At 64.8% G+C, this 23,070-nt stretch carries 22 protein-coding genes and 1 pseudogene; 12 read left to right on the forward strand and 11 right to left on the reverse strand.

Going from position 1 to position 23,070, the window contains the following annotated elements:
- Window positions 1-150 precede the first annotated feature (150 nt).
- Both ABD283_RS10820 and ABD283_RS10825 read left to right on the forward strand, forming a co-directional pair.
- Window positions 151-543, forward strand: coding sequence for a TnpV protein (locus tag ABD283_RS10820; RefSeq protein ID WP_344225069.1), 393 nt, complete (start codon window positions 151-153; stop codon window positions 541-543).
- A gap of 59 nt (window positions 544-602) precedes the next feature.
- The gene (locus tag ABD283_RS10825; RefSeq protein WP_344225024.1) at window positions 603-5,636 is read left to right on the forward strand and encodes a helicase-related protein; all 5,034 of its coding nucleotides are present in this window, start codon (window positions 603-605) and stop codon (window positions 5,634-5,636) included.
- Window positions 5,637-5,923: 287 nt separating this feature from the next.
- Here ABD283_RS10825 and ABD283_RS10830 read toward each other — a convergent pair whose 3' ends face one another.
- Together ABD283_RS10830 and ABD283_RS10835 are read right to left on the reverse strand one after the other, a co-directional pair.
- Window positions 5,924-6,322 (reverse strand): hypothetical protein, encoded by a 399-nt coding sequence (locus tag ABD283_RS10830; RefSeq protein WP_344225025.1) that lies wholly within the window; start codon window positions 6,320-6,322, stop codon window positions 5,924-5,926.
- Between the two features lie 58 nt (window positions 6,323-6,380).
- Window positions 6,381-6,710 carry a hypothetical protein gene (locus ABD283_RS10835; RefSeq protein ID WP_344225026.1) on the reverse strand — a complete coding sequence of 110 codons (330 nt, stop codon included), beginning with the start codon at window positions 6,708-6,710 and terminating at the stop codon, window positions 6,381-6,383.
- Between the two features lie 251 nt (window positions 6,711-6,961).
- Here ABD283_RS10835 and mobC point away from each other — a divergent pair, with 251 nt between their 5' ends.
- From mobC to ABD283_RS10855, 4 genes are all read left to right on the forward strand, one after another.
- A complete protein-coding gene (mobC, locus tag ABD283_RS10840; protein ID WP_016996871.1) occupies window positions 6,962-7,351 on the forward strand; it encodes a plasmid mobilization relaxosome protein MobC in 390 nt (129 codons plus the stop codon).
- On the forward strand, window positions 7,348-8,865 hold the full coding sequence (locus tag ABD283_RS10845; protein WP_344225027.1) for a relaxase/mobilization nuclease domain-containing protein: 1,518 nt from the start codon (window positions 7,348-7,350) through the stop codon (window positions 8,863-8,865). Before mobC ends, ABD283_RS10845 begins: the two co-directional genes overlap by 4 nt.
- 2 nt (window positions 8,866-8,867) lie before the next feature.
- On the forward strand, window positions 8,868-9,641 hold the full coding sequence (locus tag ABD283_RS10850; RefSeq protein ID WP_344225028.1) for a hypothetical protein: 774 nt from the start codon (window positions 8,868-8,870) through the stop codon (window positions 9,639-9,641).
- 277 nt (window positions 9,642-9,918) lie between these two features.
- Window positions 9,919-11,004, forward strand: a complete 1,086-nt coding sequence (locus ABD283_RS10855) for a hypothetical protein (protein ID WP_344225029.1) — start codon at window positions 9,919-9,921, stop codon at window positions 11,002-11,004.
- Between the two features lie 5 nt (window positions 11,005-11,009).
- On the opposite strand, the pseudogene ABD283_RS14375 reads toward ABD283_RS10855, so the two are convergent.
- Both ABD283_RS14375 and ABD283_RS10860 read right to left on the reverse strand, forming a co-directional pair.
- A pseudogene (locus ABD283_RS14375) lies at window positions 11,010-11,186 on the reverse strand (DUF4913 domain-containing protein); the annotation flags it as partial.
- A gap of 12 nt (window positions 11,187-11,198) precedes the next feature.
- On the reverse strand, window positions 11,199-11,333 hold the full coding sequence (locus tag ABD283_RS10860; RefSeq protein ID WP_344225030.1) for a hypothetical protein: 135 nt from the start codon (window positions 11,331-11,333) through the stop codon (window positions 11,199-11,201).
- Between the two features lie 437 nt (window positions 11,334-11,770).
- Here ABD283_RS10860 and ABD283_RS10865 point away from each other — a divergent pair, with 437 nt between their 5' ends.
- Complete coding sequence (locus tag ABD283_RS10865) at window positions 11,771-11,950, forward strand: hypothetical protein (RefSeq protein ID WP_344225031.1); 180 nt, start codon at window positions 11,771-11,773, stop codon at window positions 11,948-11,950.
- Window positions 11,951-12,198: 248 nt separating this feature from the next.
- Here ABD283_RS10865 and ABD283_RS10870 read toward each other — a convergent pair whose 3' ends face one another.
- From ABD283_RS10870 to ABD283_RS10900, 7 genes are all read right to left on the reverse strand, one after another.
- A complete protein-coding gene (locus tag ABD283_RS10870) occupies window positions 12,199-13,389 on the reverse strand; it encodes a type II toxin-antitoxin system HipA family toxin (protein ID WP_425552833.1) in 1,191 nt (396 codons plus the stop codon).
- Entirely contained in the window at window positions 13,389-13,586 is a 198-nt protein-coding gene (locus tag ABD283_RS10875; RefSeq protein WP_016998323.1) for a helix-turn-helix transcriptional regulator, read from the reverse strand. The genes ABD283_RS10870 and ABD283_RS10875 overlap by 1 nt, the downstream gene beginning before the upstream one ends.
- Window positions 13,587-13,824: 238 nt before the next feature.
- A complete protein-coding gene (locus ABD283_RS10880) occupies window positions 13,825-14,256 on the reverse strand; it encodes a DUF4913 domain-containing protein (RefSeq protein ID WP_344225033.1) in 432 nt (143 codons plus the stop codon).
- Window positions 14,257-14,259: 3 nt separating this feature from the next.
- On the reverse strand, window positions 14,260-14,490 hold the full coding sequence (locus tag ABD283_RS10885) for a hypothetical protein (protein WP_344225034.1): 231 nt from the start codon (window positions 14,488-14,490) through the stop codon (window positions 14,260-14,262).
- A gap of 82 nt (window positions 14,491-14,572) precedes the next feature.
- Complete coding sequence (locus ABD283_RS10890; protein WP_344225036.1) at window positions 14,573-16,339, reverse strand: bifunctional 3'-5' exonuclease/DNA polymerase; 1,767 nt, start codon at window positions 16,337-16,339, stop codon at window positions 14,573-14,575.
- A gap of 95 nt (window positions 16,340-16,434) precedes the next feature.
- Window positions 16,435-17,001, reverse strand: a complete 567-nt coding sequence (locus ABD283_RS10895) for a DUF1697 domain-containing protein (RefSeq protein WP_344225037.1) — start codon at window positions 16,999-17,001, stop codon at window positions 16,435-16,437.
- A 9-nt stretch (window positions 17,002-17,010) separates the two neighbouring features.
- Window positions 17,011-18,426 (reverse strand): aldehyde dehydrogenase family protein, encoded by a 1,416-nt coding sequence (locus ABD283_RS10900; protein ID WP_344225038.1) that lies wholly within the window; start codon window positions 18,424-18,426, stop codon window positions 17,011-17,013.
- An 85-nt stretch (window positions 18,427-18,511) separates the two neighbouring features.
- On the opposite strand from ABD283_RS10900, the gene ABD283_RS10905 reads away from it, so the two are divergent.
- The 5 genes from ABD283_RS10905 to ABD283_RS10925 all read left to right on the forward strand — a co-directional run bounded on the left by ABD283_RS10905 (window position 18,512) and on the right by ABD283_RS10925 (window position 23,040).
- On the forward strand, window positions 18,512-19,186 hold the full coding sequence (locus ABD283_RS10905) for a peptidyl-tRNA hydrolase (protein WP_344225039.1): 675 nt from the start codon (window positions 18,512-18,514) through the stop codon (window positions 19,184-19,186).
- A gap of 278 nt (window positions 19,187-19,464) precedes the next feature.
- Window positions 19,465-20,454 (forward strand): septum site-determining protein Ssd, encoded by a 990-nt coding sequence (ssd, locus tag ABD283_RS10910; protein ID WP_344225040.1) that lies wholly within the window; start codon window positions 19,465-19,467, stop codon window positions 20,452-20,454.
- Complete coding sequence (locus ABD283_RS10915; protein ID WP_344225041.1) at window positions 20,451-21,665, forward strand: TadA family conjugal transfer-associated ATPase; 1,215 nt, start codon at window positions 20,451-20,453, stop codon at window positions 21,663-21,665. Before ssd ends, ABD283_RS10915 begins: the two co-directional genes overlap by 4 nt.
- Window positions 21,662-22,450 (forward strand): type II secretion system F family protein, encoded by a 789-nt coding sequence (locus ABD283_RS10920; RefSeq protein ID WP_344225042.1) that lies wholly within the window; start codon window positions 21,662-21,664, stop codon window positions 22,448-22,450. The genes ABD283_RS10915 and ABD283_RS10920 overlap by 4 nt, the downstream gene beginning before the upstream one ends.
- A complete protein-coding gene (locus tag ABD283_RS10925) occupies window positions 22,447-23,040 on the forward strand; it encodes a type II secretion system F family protein (protein ID WP_344225043.1) in 594 nt (197 codons plus the stop codon). Before ABD283_RS10920 ends, ABD283_RS10925 begins: the two co-directional genes overlap by 4 nt.
- Window positions 23,041-23,070 lie beyond the last annotated feature (30 nt).

Genomic DNA, 23,070 nt, shown 5'->3' on the forward strand with positions numbered 1-23,070 from the left:
AGATGGTCTTGGAGTGGCTGGGTAGCGTGTGAGGGAGATTCCCGATCGCAATCAGGAGATCCCCCATGGCCCGAGCCCGCAAGAGGATGCAAGTCGAGGGGCAGCTGAGCATTGATGCCTTTCTCTTCCCGGAACCCGAGGAGGTTCGTGATGAACACGTACGGCAAGTTCGCGCAGGAAGCGTGGAGGACGACCGCGCCGGCGGAGTACGCCCTGATCCCGGACCCGGATCAGTGGTTCGAGGCGCTGGGGGAGGAGGCCTCGATCAGGGTGGAGGACCTGACGAGGGAACTGGCCGGCCCGGACCCGGTGGGGGAGAGTTTCCTGGAGAAGTGGGGGCGGTTGAACGCGGCGAAGCTGCAGGCCGAGGAAATCGTGCGCGCGGAGATGCTGACCCCGGATCCGTCCGTGCAGGAGGAACCGGAAGAGGAGGACGAGGAGGAGTCCGGGGTGGCGCGGATGCTCCAGGCGATCCAGGAGTCGAACCGGGAGGACCGGGAGTACTGGGAAGAGGTGAACCGGCTGGACGCGGAACAGGCGTAACGCCTGACGCTGTTGGGCCTGCGGGTCCGGGGCGCTTCGTCCCCCGTGCCCAGGACGATTTGGCTCCGTCTGGGGCGCAGGCGAGGTTCCGGGCCAATCTGGCAGCGCTGCGCGTGCTTCGCACCCTGCAGGCCGAGGAGCGGGCCGCCACCGAGGCCGAGCGGACCACGCTGGCCCGGTGGGGGTCCTGGGGTGCCAGTGGGGTTGCGGAGGTCTTCGACGAATCCCGCACCGAGTACGAGGCCGAACGGGCCGAGCTGCACGAGCTGCTGAACGAGACCGAGTACGCCGCGGCACGGCGCACGGTCATCAACGCCCACTACACCGACCCGGCGATCGCCACCGAGGTCTGGGGCGCCCTGACCGGGCTGGGCTTTGCGGGTGGACGGGTGCTGGAGCCCGGCTCCGGTGCCGGCACCTTCATCGGGTTGGCCCCGGAAGGTGCCCAGATGACTGGGGTGGAGCTGGACCCGGTGACCGCGGCGATCTCCCAGGCCATCTACCCGGAGGCCACCATGCGCACCGAGTCGTTCGCGGAAACCCGGATGCCCGGTGGCGTCTTCGACGCCGCGGTGGGCAACGTCCCGTTCTCCCGCAACTCCCTGCACGACCCGCGGCACAACGCGGGCGGGCACTCGATGCACAACCACTTCATCCTCAAATCCCTGGCCCTGACCCGCCCCGGTGGGGTGGTCGGGGTGATCTCCTCGGCCTTCACCCTGGACGCGCAGAACCCCGCGGCCCGCCGGGAGATGGCCGAGACCGCCGACCTGCTCGGTGCGGTGCGCCTACCCACCGGCGCCCACCGTCGGGCTGCCGGCACGGACGCGTTGACCGACGTGCTGATCTTCCGGCGCCGCCTGCCCGGGGAAGAGCCACTGAACCGGACCTGGGTGGAGACCGCTCCGATGGAGCTGGATGGCCAGCAGGGGCGGATGAACACCTACTTCTTGGAGCACCCTGAGCGGGTGCTCGGTGAGCCGGTGATCGGCAACGGCATGTACGGCTCCGCCACCCTCACCGTCCGGTCGGAGGACCTGGCGGCCACCGGGGCCCGGCTGCACGAGCAACTGGCGGACATCACCGAGCAGGCCCTGACAGCCGGATACGGAATGGCCGAGCGCACGGGTGAGCAGGAGCTCGAGGCGGCGGCCCTGGTGCCGGCCACCGACCAGGAACAGGTCGGACACATCACGGCGCGAGGGGACGGGACGTTCACTCAGGTCACCCTCGAGGGTGTGCACGCACCGTTGCCGGTGCCGACCACCCAGCAGGCCGAACTCCGGGCCCTGCTGGGGCTGCGTGACCAAGGACGGGCCGTGCTCACCTTGGAGGCCGCCAATGTCAAGGACACTCCGGAGCTCGACGCCATGCGCGAGCAGCTGCGCACCACCTACCTGAGCTACTACGACCGCTACGGGGCGATCAACCGGTTCACCGAACGCCGCACCGGCAAATACGACGAGGCGGGGGAGGACATCCTGGCCCGGGTCACCCCGCCGGCGGTGCGTTTGCTGCGCGGGGATCCCTTTGGGCCGTTGGTGAAAGCGTTGGAGCACTTCGACGAGGGCACCGGCACCGCCGCCCCCGCCGGTCTGCTGTCGCAGCGGCAGGTCCAGCCACGCCGACCCGTGCTCGAGGTCGACACCCCGGATGAGGCCCTGGCCGTCACCCTGGACACGCTGGGGACCGTGGACCTGTTCCACATCGCGGCCCTGCTGGGCACCGACGAGGAGTCCGCGCGCGAGACCTTGGGGGAGCTGGTCTACGAGGTCCCGGGAGAGGACGGGGTCTACGAGACCCGGGCGGAGTACCTGTCCGGAGACGTGCGCGAGAAGCTGGACACGGCCCGGGCCGCGGCGGCCGCCGATGGCCGGTTCCAGACCAACGTGACCGCCCTGGAGGCGGTGTTGCCGGCCCCGTTGGGGGCAGATGAGATCGAAGCCCGGATCGGCGCGGTGTGGGTGTCACCTCAGATCCATGAGCAGTTCCTGCGCCACCTCCTTAAGGACCCCAGTGCGCGGGTGGACCGGATCAGCGGCGCGAACTGGGATGTACGGGCCAGTCGTCACGTCTTCGCGGCCCGCAATGACTGGGGTACGGAGCGGATGGCGGCTGGGGACATCTTCAAGAAGCTGCTGGAGCAGCGCCGGGTGCAGGTCACCGACCCGGACCCGTCGGATCCGGAGGGTAACCGCCGGGTGGTCAATGCCACCGAGACCACCGCTGCCCAGGAGAAGGCGTCCCTGATGCAGGAGCGGTTCGGGGAGTGGGTGTGGGAGGACCCGGGGAGGGCGGCCGGGTTGGTGGATGAGTACAACCGGCGGTTCAACTCCATCGTGCTGCGCGACTACACCGTCGAAGGGGAGCGGCTGAGCTTCCCTGGGCTGGTGAAGAACTTCACCCCGCGCCCGCACCAGCGGGCGGCGGTGGCGCGGATGCTCTCGGAGCCCTCGGTGGGGCTCTTCCACGAGGTGGGGGCGGGCAAGACCGCGGAGATGGTCATCGGTGCGATGGAGCTGCGCCGGTTGGGCATGGCGCGCAAACCGGTGATCGTGGTGCCGAACCACATGCTCGATCAGTTCTCCCGGGAGTGGTTGCAGCTCTACCCCCAGGCGCAGATCCTGGCGGCGTCCTCGGAGGATCTGGCCGGGGACAAGCGGCGGGTGTTCGTGGCCCGGGCCGCGGCCAGTGACTGGGACGGGATCATCATGACCCGCACCGCGTTCGAGCGCATCGAGCTCTCCACGGACTCCCGGATGGCCTACCAGCTGGCGGAGGTCGAGCGTCAGCGTTCCGAGCTGCAAGCGGCCAACGAACGGGCCGCGGCAAGCGGGGCGGACACCATGTCGATCAAGCGCATGGAAGCCCGCCTGCAGGCGAGGGAGGAGAAGCTCAAGGCCAAGTCCGACCGGGCGACGGATCCGGGGATCACTTTCGAGCAGACCGGCATCGACTACCTGCTGGTCGATGAGCTGCACGAGTACAAGAACCTCGACACCGCCTCGAACATCTCTGATGCGGCGATCGATGGGTCCAAGCGCGCCAGCGACCTGCACTCGAAGGTGGAGTACCTGCGCTCGGTGCACGGGGACCGGGTGGTGACCGGGGCCACGGCGACGCCGATCGCGAACTCGGTCACGGAGATGTACGTGATGCAGCGTTACCTGGGCCCGGAGTTGTTGGAGCGGGCTGGGATCCACGACTTCGACTCGTGGGCGGCGACCTTCGGTCAGGTGGTGTCCGAGATGGAACTGTCGGTGGTCGGCGGGGACAGCTTCAAGATGAAGGAGCGCTTCGCGAAGTTCCAGAATGTCCCGGAGCTGTTGAAGATGTTCCATACCTTCGCCGATGTGAAGACCGCCAAGGACTTGCAGCTCCCGACCCCGGATTTGGTGGTTCGGGAGGACGGGAAGCGGCTGCCGCGCATGGTTCCGGTGGAGGCCTCGGCGGAACTCGAAGCGTACATTGCGGAGATCGGGAGGCGGGCCGAGGCGATCCAGGCTCGGTTGGTGCCCCCGACCGAGGACAACATGCTCAAGATCAGCTCCGACGGGCGCAAAGCCGCCCTGGACCTGCGCCTAGTGGATCCGGAGCTGGGCTCGGTCGTGGGGGAGACCAAGATCAGCGCCGCCGTCGATTTGATGGCCCGCGTGTACGAGGAGCACCGCGGGGACGTGTTCACGGATCCCTCCACCGGGGAGGAGCACCCCACCCGGGGTGCGTTGCAGATCGTGTTCTGCGACCTGGGCACCCCCTCGGAGTCCTGGAACGTCTACGACGAGCTGAAGCTGCAATTGGCTGAGCGTGGAGTGCCGACGGAGAAGATCCGGTTCATGCACGAAGCCCGCAACGATGCGGAGAAAGGCCGGCTGTTCTCCGCGGCCCGCACCGGGGAGGTGGCGGTGCTGATCGGCTCCACGCAGAAGATGGGGGTGGGCACTAACATCCAGGCCAGGGCGGTGCACCTGGTGGACCTGGACGCCCCGTGGCGCCCGGCCGATGTCGCCCAGCGCCACGGGCGGATCATCCGGCAGGGCAATCAGAACCCGGAGGTCGCCATCTCCCAGGTGGTGACGAAAGGGTCCTTTGACACCTTTATGTGGCAGACGTTGGAGCGGAAGTCGAAGTTCATCGATCAGATCATGCGCGGCCGATTGGACGTGCGCGAGATCGAGGATGTCGGTGACAACACGTTGTCTTTCGCTGAGGTGAAGGCGATCTCCAGCGGCAACCCGTTGATCTTGGAGAAGTCGAAGGCTGATCAGGAGCTGTCCCGGTTGGAGCGGTTGAACCGGGCCTGGCACCGCAACCAGTCCTCACTGGTGTTCCGCAAAGACGCCTCCCAGGCGCGCGCCGACGCACTGGAGAGACAGCTCCCTACGATCCGTGCTGCGGCCCAGCGCACCACCGATGAGCTCGGCGGTGAGAAGTTCCGGATGACCATCGACGGGGCCGTCTATGACAAGCGCAGCGAGGCGGCGCAGGCGTGGCAGCGGTGGGCTGGGGTGCATGCTTCGGCGCGTCCGCCCCGGGCTGGGGAGGTCGACCTCGGTATCGCCGGGAGCATTGGTGGCCACGACATCCGGGTCGTGCAGCGTCCAGGGAACCTGGCCGATCTCAGCGCGTCGCCGGTGGAGCTGCGCATTGATGATGCTCCCGGTGTGGCTGTGGAAGTCACCCGGGCGACGTCGTTGAACCCGAGCGTGGGGATGATCCAGCGGCTGGAGAACCAGGTGCGGGCACTGCCTGAGGAAGTCACCAAGCGCGAAGCGAGACTGGCTTCCGCTCGGCAGGAAGTCGTCGACGCCCGGGAGGCGCTGGAGGTGCCGTTCAAGCACCAGGAGGCACTGGAAGCCGCCCGGTGGGAGGTCGAACGGATCGGGCGCGCCATGCGCGGAGAGGACACGCCGCAACCAACCCTGGACCCGGAGCTGGAGGCGTTAAAGAAGCGGATGCGGATTAATTTCCCTGATGCTCCCACTGCCGGTCGTAGTAATGGTGACCGTGGTGGGAACACCTCCGGGCGTCCGCCGGAGGTGGCGCGATTGCATGACGAGCAACGTCCCCGCGAGGGGGGACTGGAGATGTAAACGTTCGCTCACCTTGATCTGTTGAGACAAACGGTGCCCGCTCCCCATTGGGGGAGCGGGCACCGTTGTTGCGTGGTGACAATTCGCTGAGGAAGCCGTCCACAGGCGGCGGTTATGGAAGTGTCACGTGCGTGTGTGAGGTGAGCTGCCGGCTGTGGTCGGGTGGTCGGTTGGGGTCCCCGTGTCCATCATGGGTGCGGGAAAAGCCGCGCAGCGATTGGAGCTTTTGCCGTGCACATGTGGGCACGGGGCTAGTGCCTGCACCACGTCCATGTCGAGTCAGTTGATTAGGAGCTGAGCTTCTCGACCAGATCCAGGACGCTGTTAAGCCACGCCGGGAATACGCCGATCAGCGCCACGGCGAGGGCGCCCCAGACTAGCTGGCGCGGAGGCATAGTGTCTTCCCACTCTCGCCCTAACGCAGCGGCTTCGTCCCGAGCTCTGGTAGCCCTATTGTTGGACTCATTGCAGAACTGGATTGCGTCGAAATGGCGCTGTTCCAGCTGAGCCCACTCCGGGTCATCCTTAGACACTCCCGCGCGGTATAAGTCGTTCATGCGGTCAGTGATCACGTACATCCGCTTTCGATCCTCCTGGGACTGCTTGAAAAGCTCGTCGGCGACCTTTTCCAGTCGACGCAGTCGCCGGTGCCTAAGCATCCATCCAATGAACTGATCGGTGTTCACTACCCCCACCGCAGAAACAACGCCTTGAAGAAAGTAATTCGTACCGAGCGTGCGGTCATCATTGGACTACCTGTGGCGAGTTTTCCTCCCGTGCTGGCTCAATCGGTGAAGATTGGGTACCCCGCGTCGTCTTGCGCCGCCGCTGCACACGCTGCAATTTCTCGGGTGTGGTGAGTCCGATCTTGCGCAGCTCTTCGGCGGTCCAGCCACCAGTGGTAACGGCAGCCTGGAACGCTGCGGTGTCGTTCTTCTCGGCCTCTTTGAGTGCTTCGCGTGCCTCATCGAGGACCCCGCGTGCGGTGATCGCCGCCCGCACATAGTCCATTCGGTCGTTGAGCAGCCGCTGCGCGGCTTCTTCTGTCTGTTGGGGGTCAGTGAACTTCACCATACCTCCACCTTAACGGACGCACACGATCCTTTCCAGAAACCACACATGCCCAGCTGCCACTTCGTACCCGTGGTGCTCCAGCGGAGCCAGCTGCCACTTCGTACCCGTGGTGCTCCAGCGGAGCAAAGCTATGTTCTATGTGCCATAGAACGGGTTTCCCGCTGGCCCTGCGGGCTGTGCGGTGGCACACTGGTCGTGTGGGGCCCACAAAGTGGGGGCGCTGCGCTGGGCCGAGAAGGAAGGGAGGTGCTGTGGTGGAGCAGGAGAATCCGCGTCGAGTGTGGACGTCGAGACGGAAGAAGATCGAGGGCAAAGCCCAGTACGTCCGGGTGTCGATGTCGGAGTCGGAGCGTGCTGCGTTGATGGTGTTGGAGCAGCAGACCGGGTTGTCGCCGTCGGCGTTGATGGTGCAGGCGGTGTTCGGGTCCGCGGATCCGGTGGCGGTGCAGTTGCGACGGAGTCAGCTGGCGGAACTGATTCAGATGCGGCATCTGATGGCCACGATCGCCAACAACGTGAACCAGATCGCCCGGCATGCCAACAGCACCGATGAGGTGCTGCCGGAGACGGTCGAGACGTTGCGGGAGGCCCGCCGGTTCGGGATGGATGTGCTGGCGAAAATTGACGAGTTGATCCCGTGATCCCGAACATCACCAAGGGTGACAAGCCGGTGGGGCTGATGAAGTACCTGGCGGGTCCGGGCCGGGCGAACGAGCACACCGACCCGCATCTGATCAATGGTTCGCCGTTGATCATGGCGTGGTACGACGACGTGCAGCTCAACGAGGAAGCCGCGGTGTCGGTCGCTCGTGAGGTCGATCTGAACCGACGTTCCTTCGGTGTGGACGCCGAGACCAAGCACATCTGGCACTGTTCACTGTCGGTTCCGTACCAGGATCGGGAGGTCGCCGATCAGGAGTGGTCGGACATTGCTCAGCGGTTCATGGACGAGATGGACTTCACCGACGCCGGTGCCAAGGCCCCGTGCCAGTGGGTCGCGGTACATCACGGGCGCTCCACCAAGGGCAACGACCACATCCACATCATGGCCTCCACGATCCGTGGGGACGGCACGAAGTGGGCCGATGGCAATGACTTCTCCCGGGCGCAGAAAGTGGTGCGCGGGATCGAGAAGGACTTCAACCTCATCCAGCTGGGCAATCACTCCGAGCGGTGGTTGAAGCAGGGCGAGATGCGGCGGGACAGCACGCGGGAACCGGCACGGTTCACGCTGGAACGCACGGTGCGGGCGTGTGCGGTGGCCGCTGACACCGAGGCGCAGTTCGTCCGGCAGATGCGCCGGGCGAACATGTTGGTGCACCCCCGATTCGCGGCCGGTACGGATTCGGTGGTGACCGGGTACTCGGTGGCGGAGCGTCCACCGAAGGGCATGCGGCCGTTGTGGTTCGGTGGCGGCAAGCTCGCTGCTGACCTCACCCTGCCGTCGTTACGCACCCGGTGGCCGGACATCCCGGACTCGGCCCAGGAGGCGGCGGAGGAGTGGATGGCAGCCAAGCGGCACCGCCGCATTGTTCACCCGGATCCGCCCGGTGCGGCTCTGGATGAGGAGACCGCACGGCGGCTGGCGGATGAATTGAAGGAGGTCCGCCGGCGGTTGGTGAAGATCGCTCCCGATGATCGCCAGTTGTGGGCGCATGCGGCCCGGGAGACTTCCGGGGTGTTCGCCGCTTGGTCGTACGTGACCGAGGACGGGCAGGGGCCGCTGGGAAGGACTGCCCGGGTGCTGGCCCGGTCTGCCCACCGGAACGGGCTGAAGATCACCACCGCGCTGGAGGCGCCGCTGCGCACCAGCGGCACCACCGCGTTCCTGCTGGCGGTCACCCAGGCGCCGTCCCCGATGGCGCAGGCGCTGATCATGAACCAGATGCTGCGGATGACGCAGGCGTTCTACGAGATGCACCAGGCCAACCAGGAGTTGCGCGAGGTGCAGCTGATCAACGACGCCTTCGAGCAGCACCTGGCGGTGGTGGCTGAGCCGCTGCCGGAGGTCGAGCCGGCCACTTCGAAGCGCAATATCTCTCATGCTGGTCCGGTCCGTGAGCGTGGTGCGCTGCGCGAGACTCAAGGCCCCACAGTTACCCCCCGACCTTACGTCGACCACACCACCGGAACCGAGCATGGAATGGAGCTGTAGTGATGAGCACACAACCAGATGGCGTGAATGACCTGATCGGCCGTGACCTCCAGGCGATGATGGCCGTGGCCGGTCGCTGGGGGGAGATGATGGCCCGCCAGCGTGCCGAGCAGGTGCGCCAACGACTGATGGAGCAGCAGCAGCGTCGGCGCGAGCTGGAAGAGCGGTTCGAGGCCGAACGCGCGGTGATGCGCACCGAACTCGCCTCCGTGGACCAAGACCGGTTCTGGGAGAACGCCAAGCCCGAAGATATCGCTGGCCACTACGGGTTGGCTTGGCAGTGGGAGCACCACGACGAGGTGGCCCGCGCGGTGCGTGGGCGCATCGAGACGAAAGTGCACACCCGTCACGGGCTCAGCGTTGAGGACTACCTCGAGCAGCGCACCCCCCAGCAGCAGCGCACCGATACCGTCGTGCAGGACAAGTCCGCCCGCGAAGCAACAGACGCCCAACGTGATCACGCCGAAGCCGCCCGCCACGCCGCTGTCGCCGCGCAGGGCAACCTGGACAACGACACCGATACCCGCCACTCGACCGCCGACGCCGAAGAACTCTGGGACTCCGGAGACCGCCGAGCCCGGCTGACAGAGACGCTCATGGCCGCCCTCGGCGGCACTGAAGAAGGTCGCGATGGTGTGCAGGCCCGTCTGGCCGCCGAACGGGATCAGGGCACACCCCCAATTAATGCGGTGCGCTCCACCAAGCGCGGCCCCAAGGCCCGCAAGAACACCACCGGACGCGGCGCAGGGCGCGAACGAGACATGGGCCTGGGCTGAGGGCAGTTGGATCTGATCTCATAACTGAAGGGGCCATACTCCCGGACGATGACAGTGCCGGGCTGATCCCCGACTATTATCGTTCCCGTCCATAGGGATTGACGGATGCTCGCGCCCGCTCACTCTCAGGCCCCGCTGATCGTGACCACATCGGTGTGGTTAATCACCGCCCTGCGGTAGTCCCGACGGCGCCGTGGTGGACTCGCCTGGCAATGACTGAAATCCACGGGCGTCTTGGAGTTGGGCGCGTGGGTACTTGCTAGGCGATGATGAAGCCATGTCGAACGTTGAGGATGCCAAGCGTAGGGTGAGCCGGTTTCGGGACGAGCTGCGCTCCTATTACAAGGACGACTCAGGGGCCATCAATTTCATTGCTGGTGCACTGAATGAAGAACAACGAGTGTATGTCTCCGATTACCTTATTGATCTGGTGCAGACAATCGATAACACGCTTGGCGACATGCGGAAAACTCTTGTCGAGTATAGTCGGGCGCGGGATAATGAAGAATTTCAAATGAAAAATCGACTGAGAGCTGAAAGTTCGGTCGGAACTCCGCAAGAGCACTCTGAATCAGAGGTGAGATTTAGGTTTCATAGGGAAACCTTCGAAAATTCCTATTTCTTTAAGTTCGGAGGTGTCATTGATCTCTTGGCCGCATGTCTTATCGTCTCTAGCGGTGTAAGTAAGGATGTAAGAACGGTAAGTCACGCCGACCTCACGGCGGGTGGGCGAATCGACCAAATGGCCAAGGGTGCCAGGAACAGCCTTGGCCTCTCCGAAGATCCTGAAGTGAGAGCGTCTCAGCTATCCATTCTTCATTCTATGCGGCCCCTGACATCAGGCGAGGAAAATAGGAACTGGTTTCCCTGGTTGAGCCACTACAGAAACCGTATTGTGCATAGAGCGCAGGGCGTTGAGTTCACCATAGTGCGAAACGGAGCAGTCAAGGGGGCCTATGACATCTTGCGCCTTCCGGGAAAATATCCGGAAGAAGGGATGATTTCTGGCTTTGCCCGCCCGGATGGTATCCGTGCTACGTCAGTGCATGAGGATATGCGGGATGTGATGAACGTCAGCTTTTCCCGCCTATGTGATGTCGTCATAGCGACAATCGACGCATGTTCTCCGTTCTGTGGACGCCGATCCGCAGGGGAGATCAATATCACGCAACAGGCTGGTCAGTGGCCCACCGAGGCCAGCTATGACTATGAATTCAACGGATTCTCTCCGGACGAATCCATCAAGCGGTCCCTTAAAAAGGCGGACACCATCGTTGCTCACGGGAGCCTACTGGAACGTATGGAAGCAGCATCGGCGCTCATCAAGAGAAAGGCATACCCAGACTCCGGGCACGAGCACTAGAGATATCAATCGAAATGTCCGGCTGGCCGTGGTTCCAGTGGAGGCGATGTGCGCTTGGGACTGTGTGCCCTAGGTAAGCACCCGAGGAAGGGGCATATTTCGTCGAAGAGTGCTTGCATGGTGGGGTCGGCGCGCCGCAAGATTTCCCAGGCGCGCCAGAGGCTGGTGAGGCGCCTGACGGCTTCTTCGTGGCGCTACCAATGGGCGCACCAGTTGAAGGTGGTGGCGCGGCCGGCAAGGTCGAGGTCGCCTTGGGATTGGTATGCCAGGTGCTCGGCGACGAACGCGGCCACGCTCACGTGAGCGAGCTTCCCGGAGGTGCTCCTCATGCAGGGAGGAGCATGGCCAAAATGGTTTAATACTCTGTGAGTGATCCGAAGTCCGGTACAGTCTCGTCGGCCGCAGACCACTACGAAATCGCGGCGAAATCGGTCGGACGGGAGTTCCAACAGATGCGAGAACTCCCGTGGGGTAAAGCGCCGATAAGGATGATTATGTAAAGTAGCCCAAAGCGGAGGCTCCCCTCCGGTGCCTTCCACCCGTCGTGAAGTTCCGGGTAACGGCTCCGAGGCTCCCCCGATGTGCTCCTCACCTGGGCCGATTCCGCGTCAGCACCGTAGGGCGCAGGGTCGTGCATGGCGTGGAGGAAGCCTTCGCCCAACTGGTCCATTCGTCTTCTGACGTCGGCATGCGCTGGCGGTGATTGCGTTGCACGCAATCTGTGTGCGAGGACCGCAATCGATTTCCTGAGCCTGAGGACGGCCTCATGGGCCACGACGGCGCGAACGTACGGTTCGTTCCCGTCGGGGCACACACCCCTGCTCCTGAGGTGTTCCTGGCCCGTGCCATGAACGGACGAGCTTCTCAGCAGCCGGTGCAGGCCTTCCCGCTGGCGTCGATCTGGGCCCGGCGCAATGACGTGATGGGTCCCGTGGACTTCTCTTGAAGTGCCCACAGTCCCGACCACCTGCGATCACTGAAAAACCGGATAACGCGTTTCCCCATTATTCAGAAACAGTCTTCTCTCCTTCCTGCGTCTACGGGTCGATCAGCGGCTGTACAACGACACCTCTTGAGCCTTGCGTTGTGACCGCTGCGCGGGACAGCCGGGCCAGGTGTCACTGGAAAGCGCGGCTGGTCCGGCTTCATTCGTAGCCCAATATTGCCCTATGAGTGCTTATAGGGCTGCAGTCGTCACACCTCTAGCTGGCCGCGGCGATAGCGTAGTTCTCGCTCCGTGTGCGTTAGCGGCGAACCTTTGAATGGCAGTGTCTTCAGGTCTGCGGTCGTAGCGGCTCTCAGCGCCAGGGCGTTAGCAGCCAGGGCGGCGCGCTCAGGCAACCCGATCGCCTGGGCAAATGCGGCCCAGTGCCTTGCCCGTATATTTTTCATTTTTCCGTCTACCGGCAGGGCCTGGGTATCGTCGCCATACAACAATGTGCACGGCACGTCGTAGACCGGGGCGATGACGAATCCACCGTGCCGACCGCCCAGGACGGAGACGTTCTTGGCGTGCAGGTCACCGTTGCCGGTGAGCCAGGCAAAGACGAACTGTAGGTACAGATTGCGGACCGCGACCGCCGGGGCCTTGCATACGGTGGTCAGGGCCTTCACCACGTCTTCGGAGCTCACGTTGTACTTGGCGGCCGGGGATAGGCCCATGATCTGGGCAGCATCCTCCATGGGCAGCCGCACCCAGTCTTCTCCGTCGTGGGCCCGGTCGAATCGTTCCACCAGCAGGCCGGGCCGCCCGTGGCGGTCGATAACTACGGTTGCCTTGGCGATTGGGATTTTCAGCTTCTTGGCTGCGGCCAGATGTATGGCCTCGTTTTCGACCAGGTGCGGATGCCGAGGCGGATTCAACTTCAGGATTAGCCGGTTTCCCTGGGTGGCTAAAGGAGCGGTGAGCATAGAGGCGCTGGCTTTGTCCTGCACCCCCGGCAAAGCGTGTAGATCCACCGCTTCGGCTAGTGCAGTGAAGTCCAGCTCCTGCGGCTTCGCGGAGTCGACCAGGGCCTCCGGCTCGACCGGCGCGTCTCCTGTGGGAACGACCTGGACGTCTCCTGGAGCGTCAGCGCCGACAGCCAGCAGTAGCGAGAGTTCGTCGTCCAGGCTGGTCTTGATCGCGTCCTTCAGGACGGTCAAGCGGTGGCCTTCGGGCAGCAACCCCGCAAAAAATGGTGGAACCCCACCCGAGGATGCGGTGACGGGCTCTCCGGTTAGGGGAAGAGTCAAAGCCACCGGAGGGTGACCGGCATTCAGGTAGGCCGGGTCATAGGTGAATGCTGTGCCCGCGTCTTCGGCGCGTTCTAGTCGGCCGGCCAACCGGCCAGCCTTGTAGACGTCGGCCACGTCCACGAACCGCAGTCGGTGTAGGTCGGCCATTACTCGGCCACCAACCGCAGGCCGAGCACGTTGGCCGCGGCGGCCACGGCCGCCAGTGCGGGATTGCCGGTACCGGTTTCGATAGCGCGGACCGTCCGCTCGGAGATGCCGGCCAGATCGGCCAGGTCTCTTTGAGTCAGTCCAGCCTCCTTGCGGGCGGCGCGAATTGCCCTACCCACAGCTTCGACTTCACCCATGACCATCTCCTTCCGGCAGAATCCTGCCGATATCGCCTAGTTCAACGTCATTGTGTCGAAGAAGGGCGTCAATCGGCAACATCTTGCTGGTTCAGTTCTTATTGGGCGCTAGAGGTGCTGCTATCAGGAAGAGCGGCAGGATACTGCCGGTACATGCAGACCGGTCCGATGGACCTAGCAGCGTTCTGTGTCCCTGAGGGAACACAACCAACTGGAGATGGGACCTGGCGTAGACGGGTCAATCAAACAGCCCTTCAGGCGGAGGATCCATCGGCAGCGGTATCCCCTTCGGCTGGTGTGCTCGAGGGGTGCAACCGTGGAAGGGTCCCTTCTCGTCGAAGAGTGTCCGCATGGTGGGGTCGGCGTAGTCGCGCCACCATACTGCCAGCCCGGTGGTGGGGTCGGTGCGCAGGTTCTCCCAGGCGCGCCAAAGGCCGGTGAGGCGGCTGACGGCTTCTTCATGGCGCCACCATTGGGCGCACCAAGTGAAGGTGGTGGCCCGGCCGGCCAGATCGATGTCGCGCCGATACTGGTAGGCCAGGTGCTCGGTGACGAACTCGGCCACGTTCGCGTAGACGAGCTCCCTCTCCCCCTCCTCCGGTTCGGTTTCCTCGAGGGGTTCGCCGTCGATGTCGTCGTGACTGTTGGTGCGGCGGGCACCGATGTCCATGGCCTACTCCTTCACCAGGGCCGCCCACCGGTTGCCCGTGGGCGCGGCCGGGCTCGGCTCCGCGACCTGTGGCGCGGATGCGGACTCTTCTGTAGCAAAGGTGTCGGAGGGTGTGTTGTGTGCGGCTTCGGAGGCCGCGGCCGCGTCGGCGTAGGGGCGGGCGCTGACCGGGACGGTGCGTAGCAGCACGGCCCGTGCCCCGGAGCCGAGCATCACGGCCCTGCCCTTGGGCATCGCGGCGAGGTCGGCGACGGAGAGGATGTCGTCGGTGGCGTCTCGGCGGGAGGTGGACCCGGAGTCCTTTTGTCGCGAGGAGCTATTTGGCGTCTGCGTAACTGGTGACCACGCTGGTTGTTACTGGAACCTCCACCGGCACCCGACCGAACACGGTGCGCACCGCCTGATTCGCGGCGTCCAGGACCACTTGTTTGACCTGCTCGGCTTCTCCTTGCGCGCAGTGCACCATGACCTCGTCATGCAGGAAGAAGACGAGGTGAGCGTCCAGACCTTGCCGATGCAGTCCCTGCCGGATGTGACCGAGCCAGGCCAGAGCCCACTCCGCAGCCGACCCCTGCACCACAAAGTTGCGCGAGAACCGGCCATGGGTCCGTGCCGCCTGGGCCGCACGGCGCTCGCCGGCGGCGGTGTCCGTGGCACGCTGGATCTCGAACCACTCAGGTTCCGGAAGTGGCGACCAGCGCCCGAGATAGGTGCAGACCTGCTCTCCCCGTTCGCCCACGCGGGCGGCGTGTTCCACGTAGCCGACCGCTCTGGGGAACATGCGGGTGAGATGCGGCATGAAACGCCCGGCTGCGCCCTGGGTGGCGCCGTACATGGCTCCCAGCAGGGCGATCTTGGCGTGAGGGCGTTCCTTCAACTCGGAGCCGCGTTCCTGCCCTTGCTGGGCGATGGATTCGTACAGATCTCGGTCCCTGGAGGCCTGGGCCAGGGCATCATCGCGGGCCAGGATGGCCAGTACGCGAGGTTCCAGTTGGGCGGCGTCGGCGACGACCAGGGTGCGGCCGGGATCGGCTCGGACGGCGTCGCGAATGAACTTGGGGATCTGCAGGGCACCGCCGCCGCGTGCGGCCCACCGGCCGGTGACCACCCCGCCCACCACGTATTCGGGATGGAAGCGACCGTTGGTGACCCATGTGTCGAGCCAGTGCCAGCCGGTTGCGGAAAAGATGCGCGAAAGCTTCTTGTATTCGAGCACCGGGGCGAGGATCTGTTGTCGATGGGGATCGGGTTTGCCCGCGACCATCGTCCACTCCTTGAGGACCCAGGCGCGGGTGGAGTCGACATCGACGCCAGCGGTGCGCAGGGCCTTGAGCAGCTCGGGTGGTGAATCGGGGTTGAGCGTGGGGGCGGCCAGGACCCGACGGATCTCTTCGGCCAGTTCCTGCATCCGGACGGGGCGATCGCCCTCTTTCGGGCGGGGGCCCATGGCATCGACGAGGATCTGTTCGTGGACATCTGGGTTCCACGGGATTCCCTGATGGCGCATGGTGGCCGCTACCAGCGCGCCCTGTGATTCGAGCCCCAGCAGCATCTCCAACCGTTTGGGGTTGCGCGCTGTGCTCACCGCGCGGATCTGTTCGGCGAGTTCTGCGACCAGTTTGTCGAGACCCGGACCGCGATCGCTGGCCATGGCGAACAGGGAGGTTTGTGAGTCCTCCACCGGGCGGGGGCGTGGCCCCGGAACATGCCGGGGGTCGGCCGGCTCGATGACCGGTGTGTACTGCATGGGCCGAGCCTCCCCGGAGCCGGGGTCTGGTGCTCCGGAACCGGGGGCGTCAGAAGCGGTGGCGAGGATCGTGGCGCACAGTCCCAAGTCCCGGCATTTGGTGGCCCACACATCCGCCTCACACAACAGTGCGGCGGGCACGGAGGTGTCCATCCAGGTCCAGACGGGAGGTTGCACGCCGGCTTCCAGCGCGGCGGCTTCGCGCGTGGCCACGACGCCCGGGAATTCCTGGTCCGTCACCGTCAGCGGTTGCCCCGCCCGTTGACCGTTGGCCGTGACCACCTGAAGGGTCCAGCCTCCGGCCCCGGTTTCCGCGGGAGCCACCACTATGTGCATGCGCTCATTATCGCGCGGGGCACCGACATGCTCCGGGTGGGGTCAGCGATCCGCAATGAGTTCGATCTCGAAGCCGTCCTTGCCACGTGCACTTTTCACGACGGTGACCCAGACGACTCCGCCGCTTCCAGCAGTTCCGCGACCTTTCGGACCGTGCGTATATTCCGAGCGGTGATGGTCATGCCTGGCAGCTGTTTGCCGAGAGCAGCCGGCAGTTTGGACGCGTGGATTCCTTTGTTACTGCCGTACCAGATGTAGATCTCCGATCCATTGACCACAATGCGTTCGTCCTCGTGGATCGGTAGCGCTGCCAGGTTCAGCTCGGGAACGGGCCGGTCGCAAAAGTGCACTTGATACAGCTTCTCGTCGGTGGCGATGTCGCGCAGCGGATCTGCCGCGAGCACGGCTGACAGATCTTCGCGTGTCCGGTGAACGACCGGGCTGTGGACGCCGAATTCCATGTCGATTACCTGTGACATCGTTTTGGCGAAATCATCGGGGTCCCCCGGAGGAACAGCCACCACATTTCCGCTCTGCAGGTAAGTCTTCACCTGTTGGGCACCGAGCTTTTCCGCGAGGAGGGCGCGCAGCTCCGCCATGGGAACCCTGTTGTTGGCTCCCACATTGATGCCACGCAAGAAGAAAGCCGTTGGGTGGTCCATGGTCAGATCCTACGACCCAGGCGCGCGCCGCTTCTTCTCTCCCACGGGTGATAGAGCACGGTCCAGAACTGACTTCACCGCGCCGTGAACGGGCGGGTAAATCACGCCGAGCGTTTCCGGTTTCAACGGTTTGGAAAGCACGGCGCGCTGGTGGGTAAACGTATCGCGGGACCATTTGCCGTGGTACGTCCCTTGGCCGCTCGCGCCTTTGCCGCCAAAGGGCAAGTAGGGACTACCCACATGGGCCACCGGTATTCCGATACTGACTCCACCGGACGGTACCTCATCCATGATGTAGTTCCGCACGGACTTGTCCGTGGCGAAGACATACAAAGCGAGGGGAGTGTTCCGGGTGAGCATTCGTTGCACGGCTTCTTGTGGACTTCGAACCGGCAGAATAGGCAGAACCGGGCCGAAGATTTCCTCGCTCATCACGGGATCGGATTCGGCCACGGGGTACAAGACAGTGGGTGCGATATAGCGATCCTCGCGATCGACATCGCCGCCACACATAATCTGCTCTGAGCCCTTGGGCGGGATCATGGCACTCACGCGATCCACCGCGCCGGTGTGGATCATGCGCCCAAAGTCTTCCGATTCCTGCGGCCGGGCTCCGAAACTCTCGCGCACAACTCGTGCGAGTTCCTCCGCCAATGACGCCGCAATGTCCTGGTGAGCATAGATATGATCCGGTGCCACACACGTCTGACCGGCATTGACGAATTTGCCCCATGCGATCCGCCGGGCGGCTGCACGAAGATCGACATCGTTGTGCACATAGGTCGGGGACTTTCCGCCCAGTTCGAGTGTCACTGGAACGAGATGGCGCGCGGCGCGCTCGGCCACGGCGGTACCGGTACGGGTGGAACCGGTGAAGAACACGTGATCGGGGTGGGCATCGATGAGGGCAGTGGCGGTGTCGGCCTGGCCTGTGACCACCGCGACAGCTTCCTGGTCCAGGTAACGCGGGGCCAGCTCGGCAACGAGACGCTCGACTGAGGAACTGATCTCACTGGGCTTGATGACCACGCAATTGCCACCGGCGAGTGCGCCCATGAGTGGCGAGAACTGTAGTTGTAGCGGGTAGTTCCACGGCGAGATGATCACCACGACGCCCAGTGGGTCGTACCGCACCCAGGAACGGGCCGGGAAGAACTGAAATGGAGTGCGAACCGGCTGATCCTTGTGCCACTTCTTGAGGTTGCGCCGCGTGTGTTTGAGCTCGGTGATCACGGGATAAATCTCGGTCATCACGGCCTCGAACGGGGATTTTCCCAGATCGTGTTTCAGGGCCAGCTGCCATTGCTCGCGATGGTTCAGCAACATGGCCTCCAACGCGTTCAGCTGGCCCCGGCGCCATTCCAGGGAACGGGTCCGCCCGGTGTGAAAGGTGCTTCGGAGCCTGGTCACAACGTCAGCGTTCATGGATTCAGGTTACGGTCGGCTCCTGACAAGCACAGCAGAACCTGGACTGTGGGGGAGTTCGTTGACCGCGTGGCACAGTAGAAAGATGTCCGAGCAGATTCCCGATGATCACGACATTCCCTGGGCCATGCAGTTGGTGGTCTACAGGGATCGGCAGTCTCCAGCGCGGCAGGTGGACGTGGCCGAGACCGCGGCGCGCGCCGTCGTCGCTCTGCTCGCCGACCCCCGTTGTGCACCGGACGGTCCCTGGTATCCGGCCGTGAAGCACTGGCGGGACGCCCGCATTCGCAAGCTGGTGCGCCGCGCGGACGGCAAGCGCTGGACCGATGTTCAGGCACTCGATGGGGTGACGGTCACCCAGCCGGACGCCGGCGATTACGGCGGCGCCGCAGTCCGTGCCTTCGTGCCCGGCCCGGTCAAGCCTCTGCCCAAGGAACTGAACAAACTCCAGGTTTCGGGAACCACTTTTCCCGACGACGGCGCTTCGCGGACCTCCGGTGCGATGGTCACCGTGGAGGTGCGGCCGGGACTCGAGATGACCAGCGGCAAGCTCGCTGCCCAGTGCGCCCATGCCGCGCAATTGGCGTGGGAGGCCATGTCCGGAGTTGAGCGGGAACAATGGCGGGCGGACGATTTCCGGTTGCGGGTCGACTACCCGAGCCGGGCGGAATGGGTTGCTGCCACGCGGCCTGTTGCCGTGGTGGATGCCGGCCTCACCGAGCTGGACGGCCCCACCGAGACGACCCGGGCGTGGTGGTGACGTAACGCGTTGAACGTGCACTCGCGGTGACGTAACTGCACAGGCCTGATGACTGCCGTGGAGGGTTGTTCCCGACTCCACAATCCGTGTTCCGGCTGATCCCATGAGTTGGTGAACCGACGACTGTAAGGGGCATGACCCCTCCAGCGCACAGGTCCCCGAATACGGCGGTGATTCCGCGGACGCGCAGAGCCCAGCGCACCGCTATTGACCGTGCGTCCGTCGATCGTCGTAGTTCCGGTGAACCGGCAGCTACCTTGACCAAGACGGTCCATCTCTTGAGTACCGAACCTCAGCTCATTGCATCCGTTGAAGCCGTCTGCGTGAGCTGCCGTGTGGAGTTGACGGTCGTGGACAGGGTTGCGAACGCCAAAGACGCGGAGACGCTACTGGTCGACGCGACGTCCAATGTGGAACGCGTTCCCCACGGTGCGATCATCGTCGCTCTGTCTTCTCAGCAGGCGGCTTGGGAACTTGCTGCTCGCAGCGCGGCAAGCGCCGTCGTCGTACTTCCAGAGGCCGCCGAATGGTTGGCGGAGATGCTCTCACGGGCCGATCAGGACGCGGGTGCGATCGAACTCGGACGCATCATCGGTGTGGTGGGTGCTTGCGGAGGCGTGGGCGCGTCGACTTTTGCATGCTGGTTGGCCCAGGAGTTTGCGGACGGCGGTTCGATGACCGCAGTCGTCGATGCCGATCCAATCGCGGCGGGACTGGATCTCGTGTTGGGAACCGAATCCGAAGACGGCCTGCGGTGGCCTGAGCTGCACCAGTTCTCGGGTGCGGTAGCGGCGGATCAGTTGTGGGCGGCCATGCCGAGCACGGGAAAGCTGCGTTACCTCTCGTGGGACCGCCAGGGGACGCACGCCTCGCAAGTCCCAGTGGGCACCGTGGTCCACGCGTTGAGGAGTGCCGCGAGCCACCTGGTGGTTGATCTGAACGCGGACCGTCTTGAGGAGCAAGCCCAGTGGTGCTCCACGGTGCTGGTGCTCACGCCGCGCACCGTCAGGGGAGTGCTGGCTGCGACACTCGCGGCCCAGCGTTGCGGCGAGACGCCCGTGATGACCGTTCTGACCGGACTCAATGTCGCGGATGTGGATGCGGCCATCGTGGAGTCCGCAACCGGAGTCGGTTGTGCAGGTTCCCTCAGTTTTGATTCGCGTCTGCCGCAGGAACTCGACAATGGCGCGGTCCTGCAACGGGGCAAACGCTCCAAGCACGCCAAAGCCGTACGGGGCATTGTCCAGCGGGTGGAGGCGCTGTCATGAGCGTGACGGAGCTCGACACCCAATTCATGGAAGAGGTACGTAGCCGCTTACTGCAGGAAGGCGGGGCCCTCACCGAGGCGCGGATTGCCCGTGCCATCCAGGACACGGGACGCGTACTCGGGGCGGTCGGCTCCATCAGGGCCGTGCAGCACATCAAAGCCGAGCTCACGGGGCTCGGCCCACTCGAATCGCTATTGCCCACCCAAGGACTCAGCGACGTGTACGTCAACGGGCACGAGAACGTGTTCGTGGAGACCCTCGGCGGTGTGAACCGGGTGCCATCGCCCTTTACACAAGAGGCGGACGTCCGGGCGCTCGCGGTCCGCCTCATCACGGCGGCCGGCCGCCGACTGGACGATGCCAACCCCTGTGTGGATGTGCAGACGGCCACGGGACTACGTGTCCACGCGGTGATCCCACCGGTCTCCACGAGCGGCACCCTACTGTCGATCAGATTTCAGGCTCCCCAGCGGTTGTCGCTATCTGATCTGGTGACCACGGGGTCCATTCACCCGCACATGGCAGACGTGCTGTGCTCCGCCATGTCAGCCGGGGCCAACCTCATGATCAGCGGCGCCACGGGATCAGGCAAGACCACTGTCCTGTCCGCGTTGTTGTCCCAATGCCACCCGTCGGAGCGCTTGGTTCTCATTGAGGACGCCGCAGAGCTGAACCCTGAGCATCCTCACGTGGTGGGTATGCAGGCCCGCCACGACAACGTGGAGGGCAGCGGCGCCGTGGACCTGGCGGAGCTGGTGCGGCAAGCGTTGCGCATGCGACCCGACCGCCTGGTGGTCGGGGAATGCCGCGGGGCCGAGGTACGTGAGCTGCTCACGGCGCTGAACACAGGCCACGCCGGTGCCGGAACCGTGCACGCCAATTCAGCTCAGGCCGTTCCGGCTCGCTTGGCGGCTTTGGGATCGCTGGCAGGGATGAATCGCGAGGCCGTGGATCTGCAGGCGGCCAGCGCACTCGATCTGATCGCGCACGTCAGCAGGGGCGCGGACGGGCGACGCTTGGAAACCCTGTGCACGCTTGAGCTCTCAGATGGGCAACTCATCACTCGTCCCGCGATGAGCTGGAACGGCGGGGACCCGGTCAGGGGACCGGGGTGGCCCCGCGTGTCAGAGCTGCTGTCCCGAGCCACGCCCCGGGAGACCGAGCCCCGAGCTGGGCTTCCCGCCCCGGACCATCAGCGAGGTGCATCGTGATCCTCGCCTTGTCCGTGGGAACCATCATCGCCGCAGCCGGGTTGCTCTGGGCCGGCGGTACCGGAAGCCGCGTGCTAGCCACTCACGGCGCGGCCGGCACCGGCCACAACGGAGATCACCCGCGCTCCTCCCGGAATTCCACGTCGTTCATGGCCCGTCACTGGAGGCGGAACCGAGCGGTCGAAGCGGCCCTGTGGGTCACGTTGGTTCGCCGGTTGGCCGCGCTACTCAACGCCGGTCGCACCCCGTCCGCGGTCTTCGGTCAAGCCTCCCGAGCTGTCGGCCAAGGCCCGGCCAATCCCACAGCGGTCTGGATCGATCGGCTGTGCCGGGAGGTTCACGCGGCCTCGGAATTGGGTGTCCCCGTGTCCGTCACCCTGGGTCGGATCGCGCACACCACGCCGGACGTGTCCGATCACGAACTCGCCCGGTGGGCCCGCTCCGTCAGCGTCCAGCTCGCCGCGTGCTGGGAGATCTCAGAACGCTCCGGGGCTTCGCTGTCCAAAACCCTGAACGGCTTGGGGGATTCCGTGGAGTCGCAGATCGACGCTCAGGCTGCTCGGGAAAGTGCCCTGGCCGGCCCTCGGGCCACGGTTCGTGTCCTGGCCTGGTTGCCGGTGCTCGCGCTGGGTCTCGGAATGCTCATGGGAACCGATCCGATAACCACTCTGATCACCACGCCGTGGGGTCGAATTGCGCTGATTGCGGGGGCCGTACTCACGGTGGCCGGTCGGCTGTGGACCCGCCAACTCATGCGGCACGCCGAGGGGGTGGACGGGCCATGATCATCGCCTTGAGCGCTGGACTCCTGGTGGCCGCGGCCTTCTTCATCTGGTCATCGCCTCGCGCGGTCGCCTTGACCGCGACGAATTCCAACGCCGCTTTCTCATCCGCCCCCGACGACGCCGCCAGCTCGGGTTCGCAGTCCAGCTCACCCGGGCTTCCCGCGGTCACACTCGTCGAGCTGACGGCAACTCAATTGGACGCGGGCCTTCCTCTCGCTGAAGCCGTATCGGTGCTTGCTCACAGCGCCGCCGGCGCTGGCCATCCGGAGCTGCAAAGGGTCGCCGCAGCGCTTCGACTGGGTCTGGACTGGGACACCGCGTGGTCCTCGGTCACCGAGTCACCCCGAGCGTTACTGGATTACCGCGATGCGCTCGAATTCACGGCGACGTCCGGGGCGGCGTCGGCGACGGTCTTACGCGGCCAGACGGAACAGGTGCGGCGCGCCCAATTCCGCCGCGCCCAGCGAGCCGCGGAAGCCCTCTCCGTTCGACTGGTGCTGCCGCTCGGACTGTGTTGTCTACCCGCCTTCATGTGCTGGGGCGTGCTGCCCGTGCTCATGAGTTTGCTACCCAAGGTGTTCGGCTCATGACCCGCGACCGAGCGCCGCCCCCGGAACCGC

The sequence above is a fragment of the Kocuria atrinae genome (genome assembly GCF_039531425.1).
In the GTDB taxonomy this organism is placed as follows: Bacteria; Actinomycetota; Actinomycetes; order Actinomycetales; family Micrococcaceae; genus Kocuria; species Kocuria atrinae.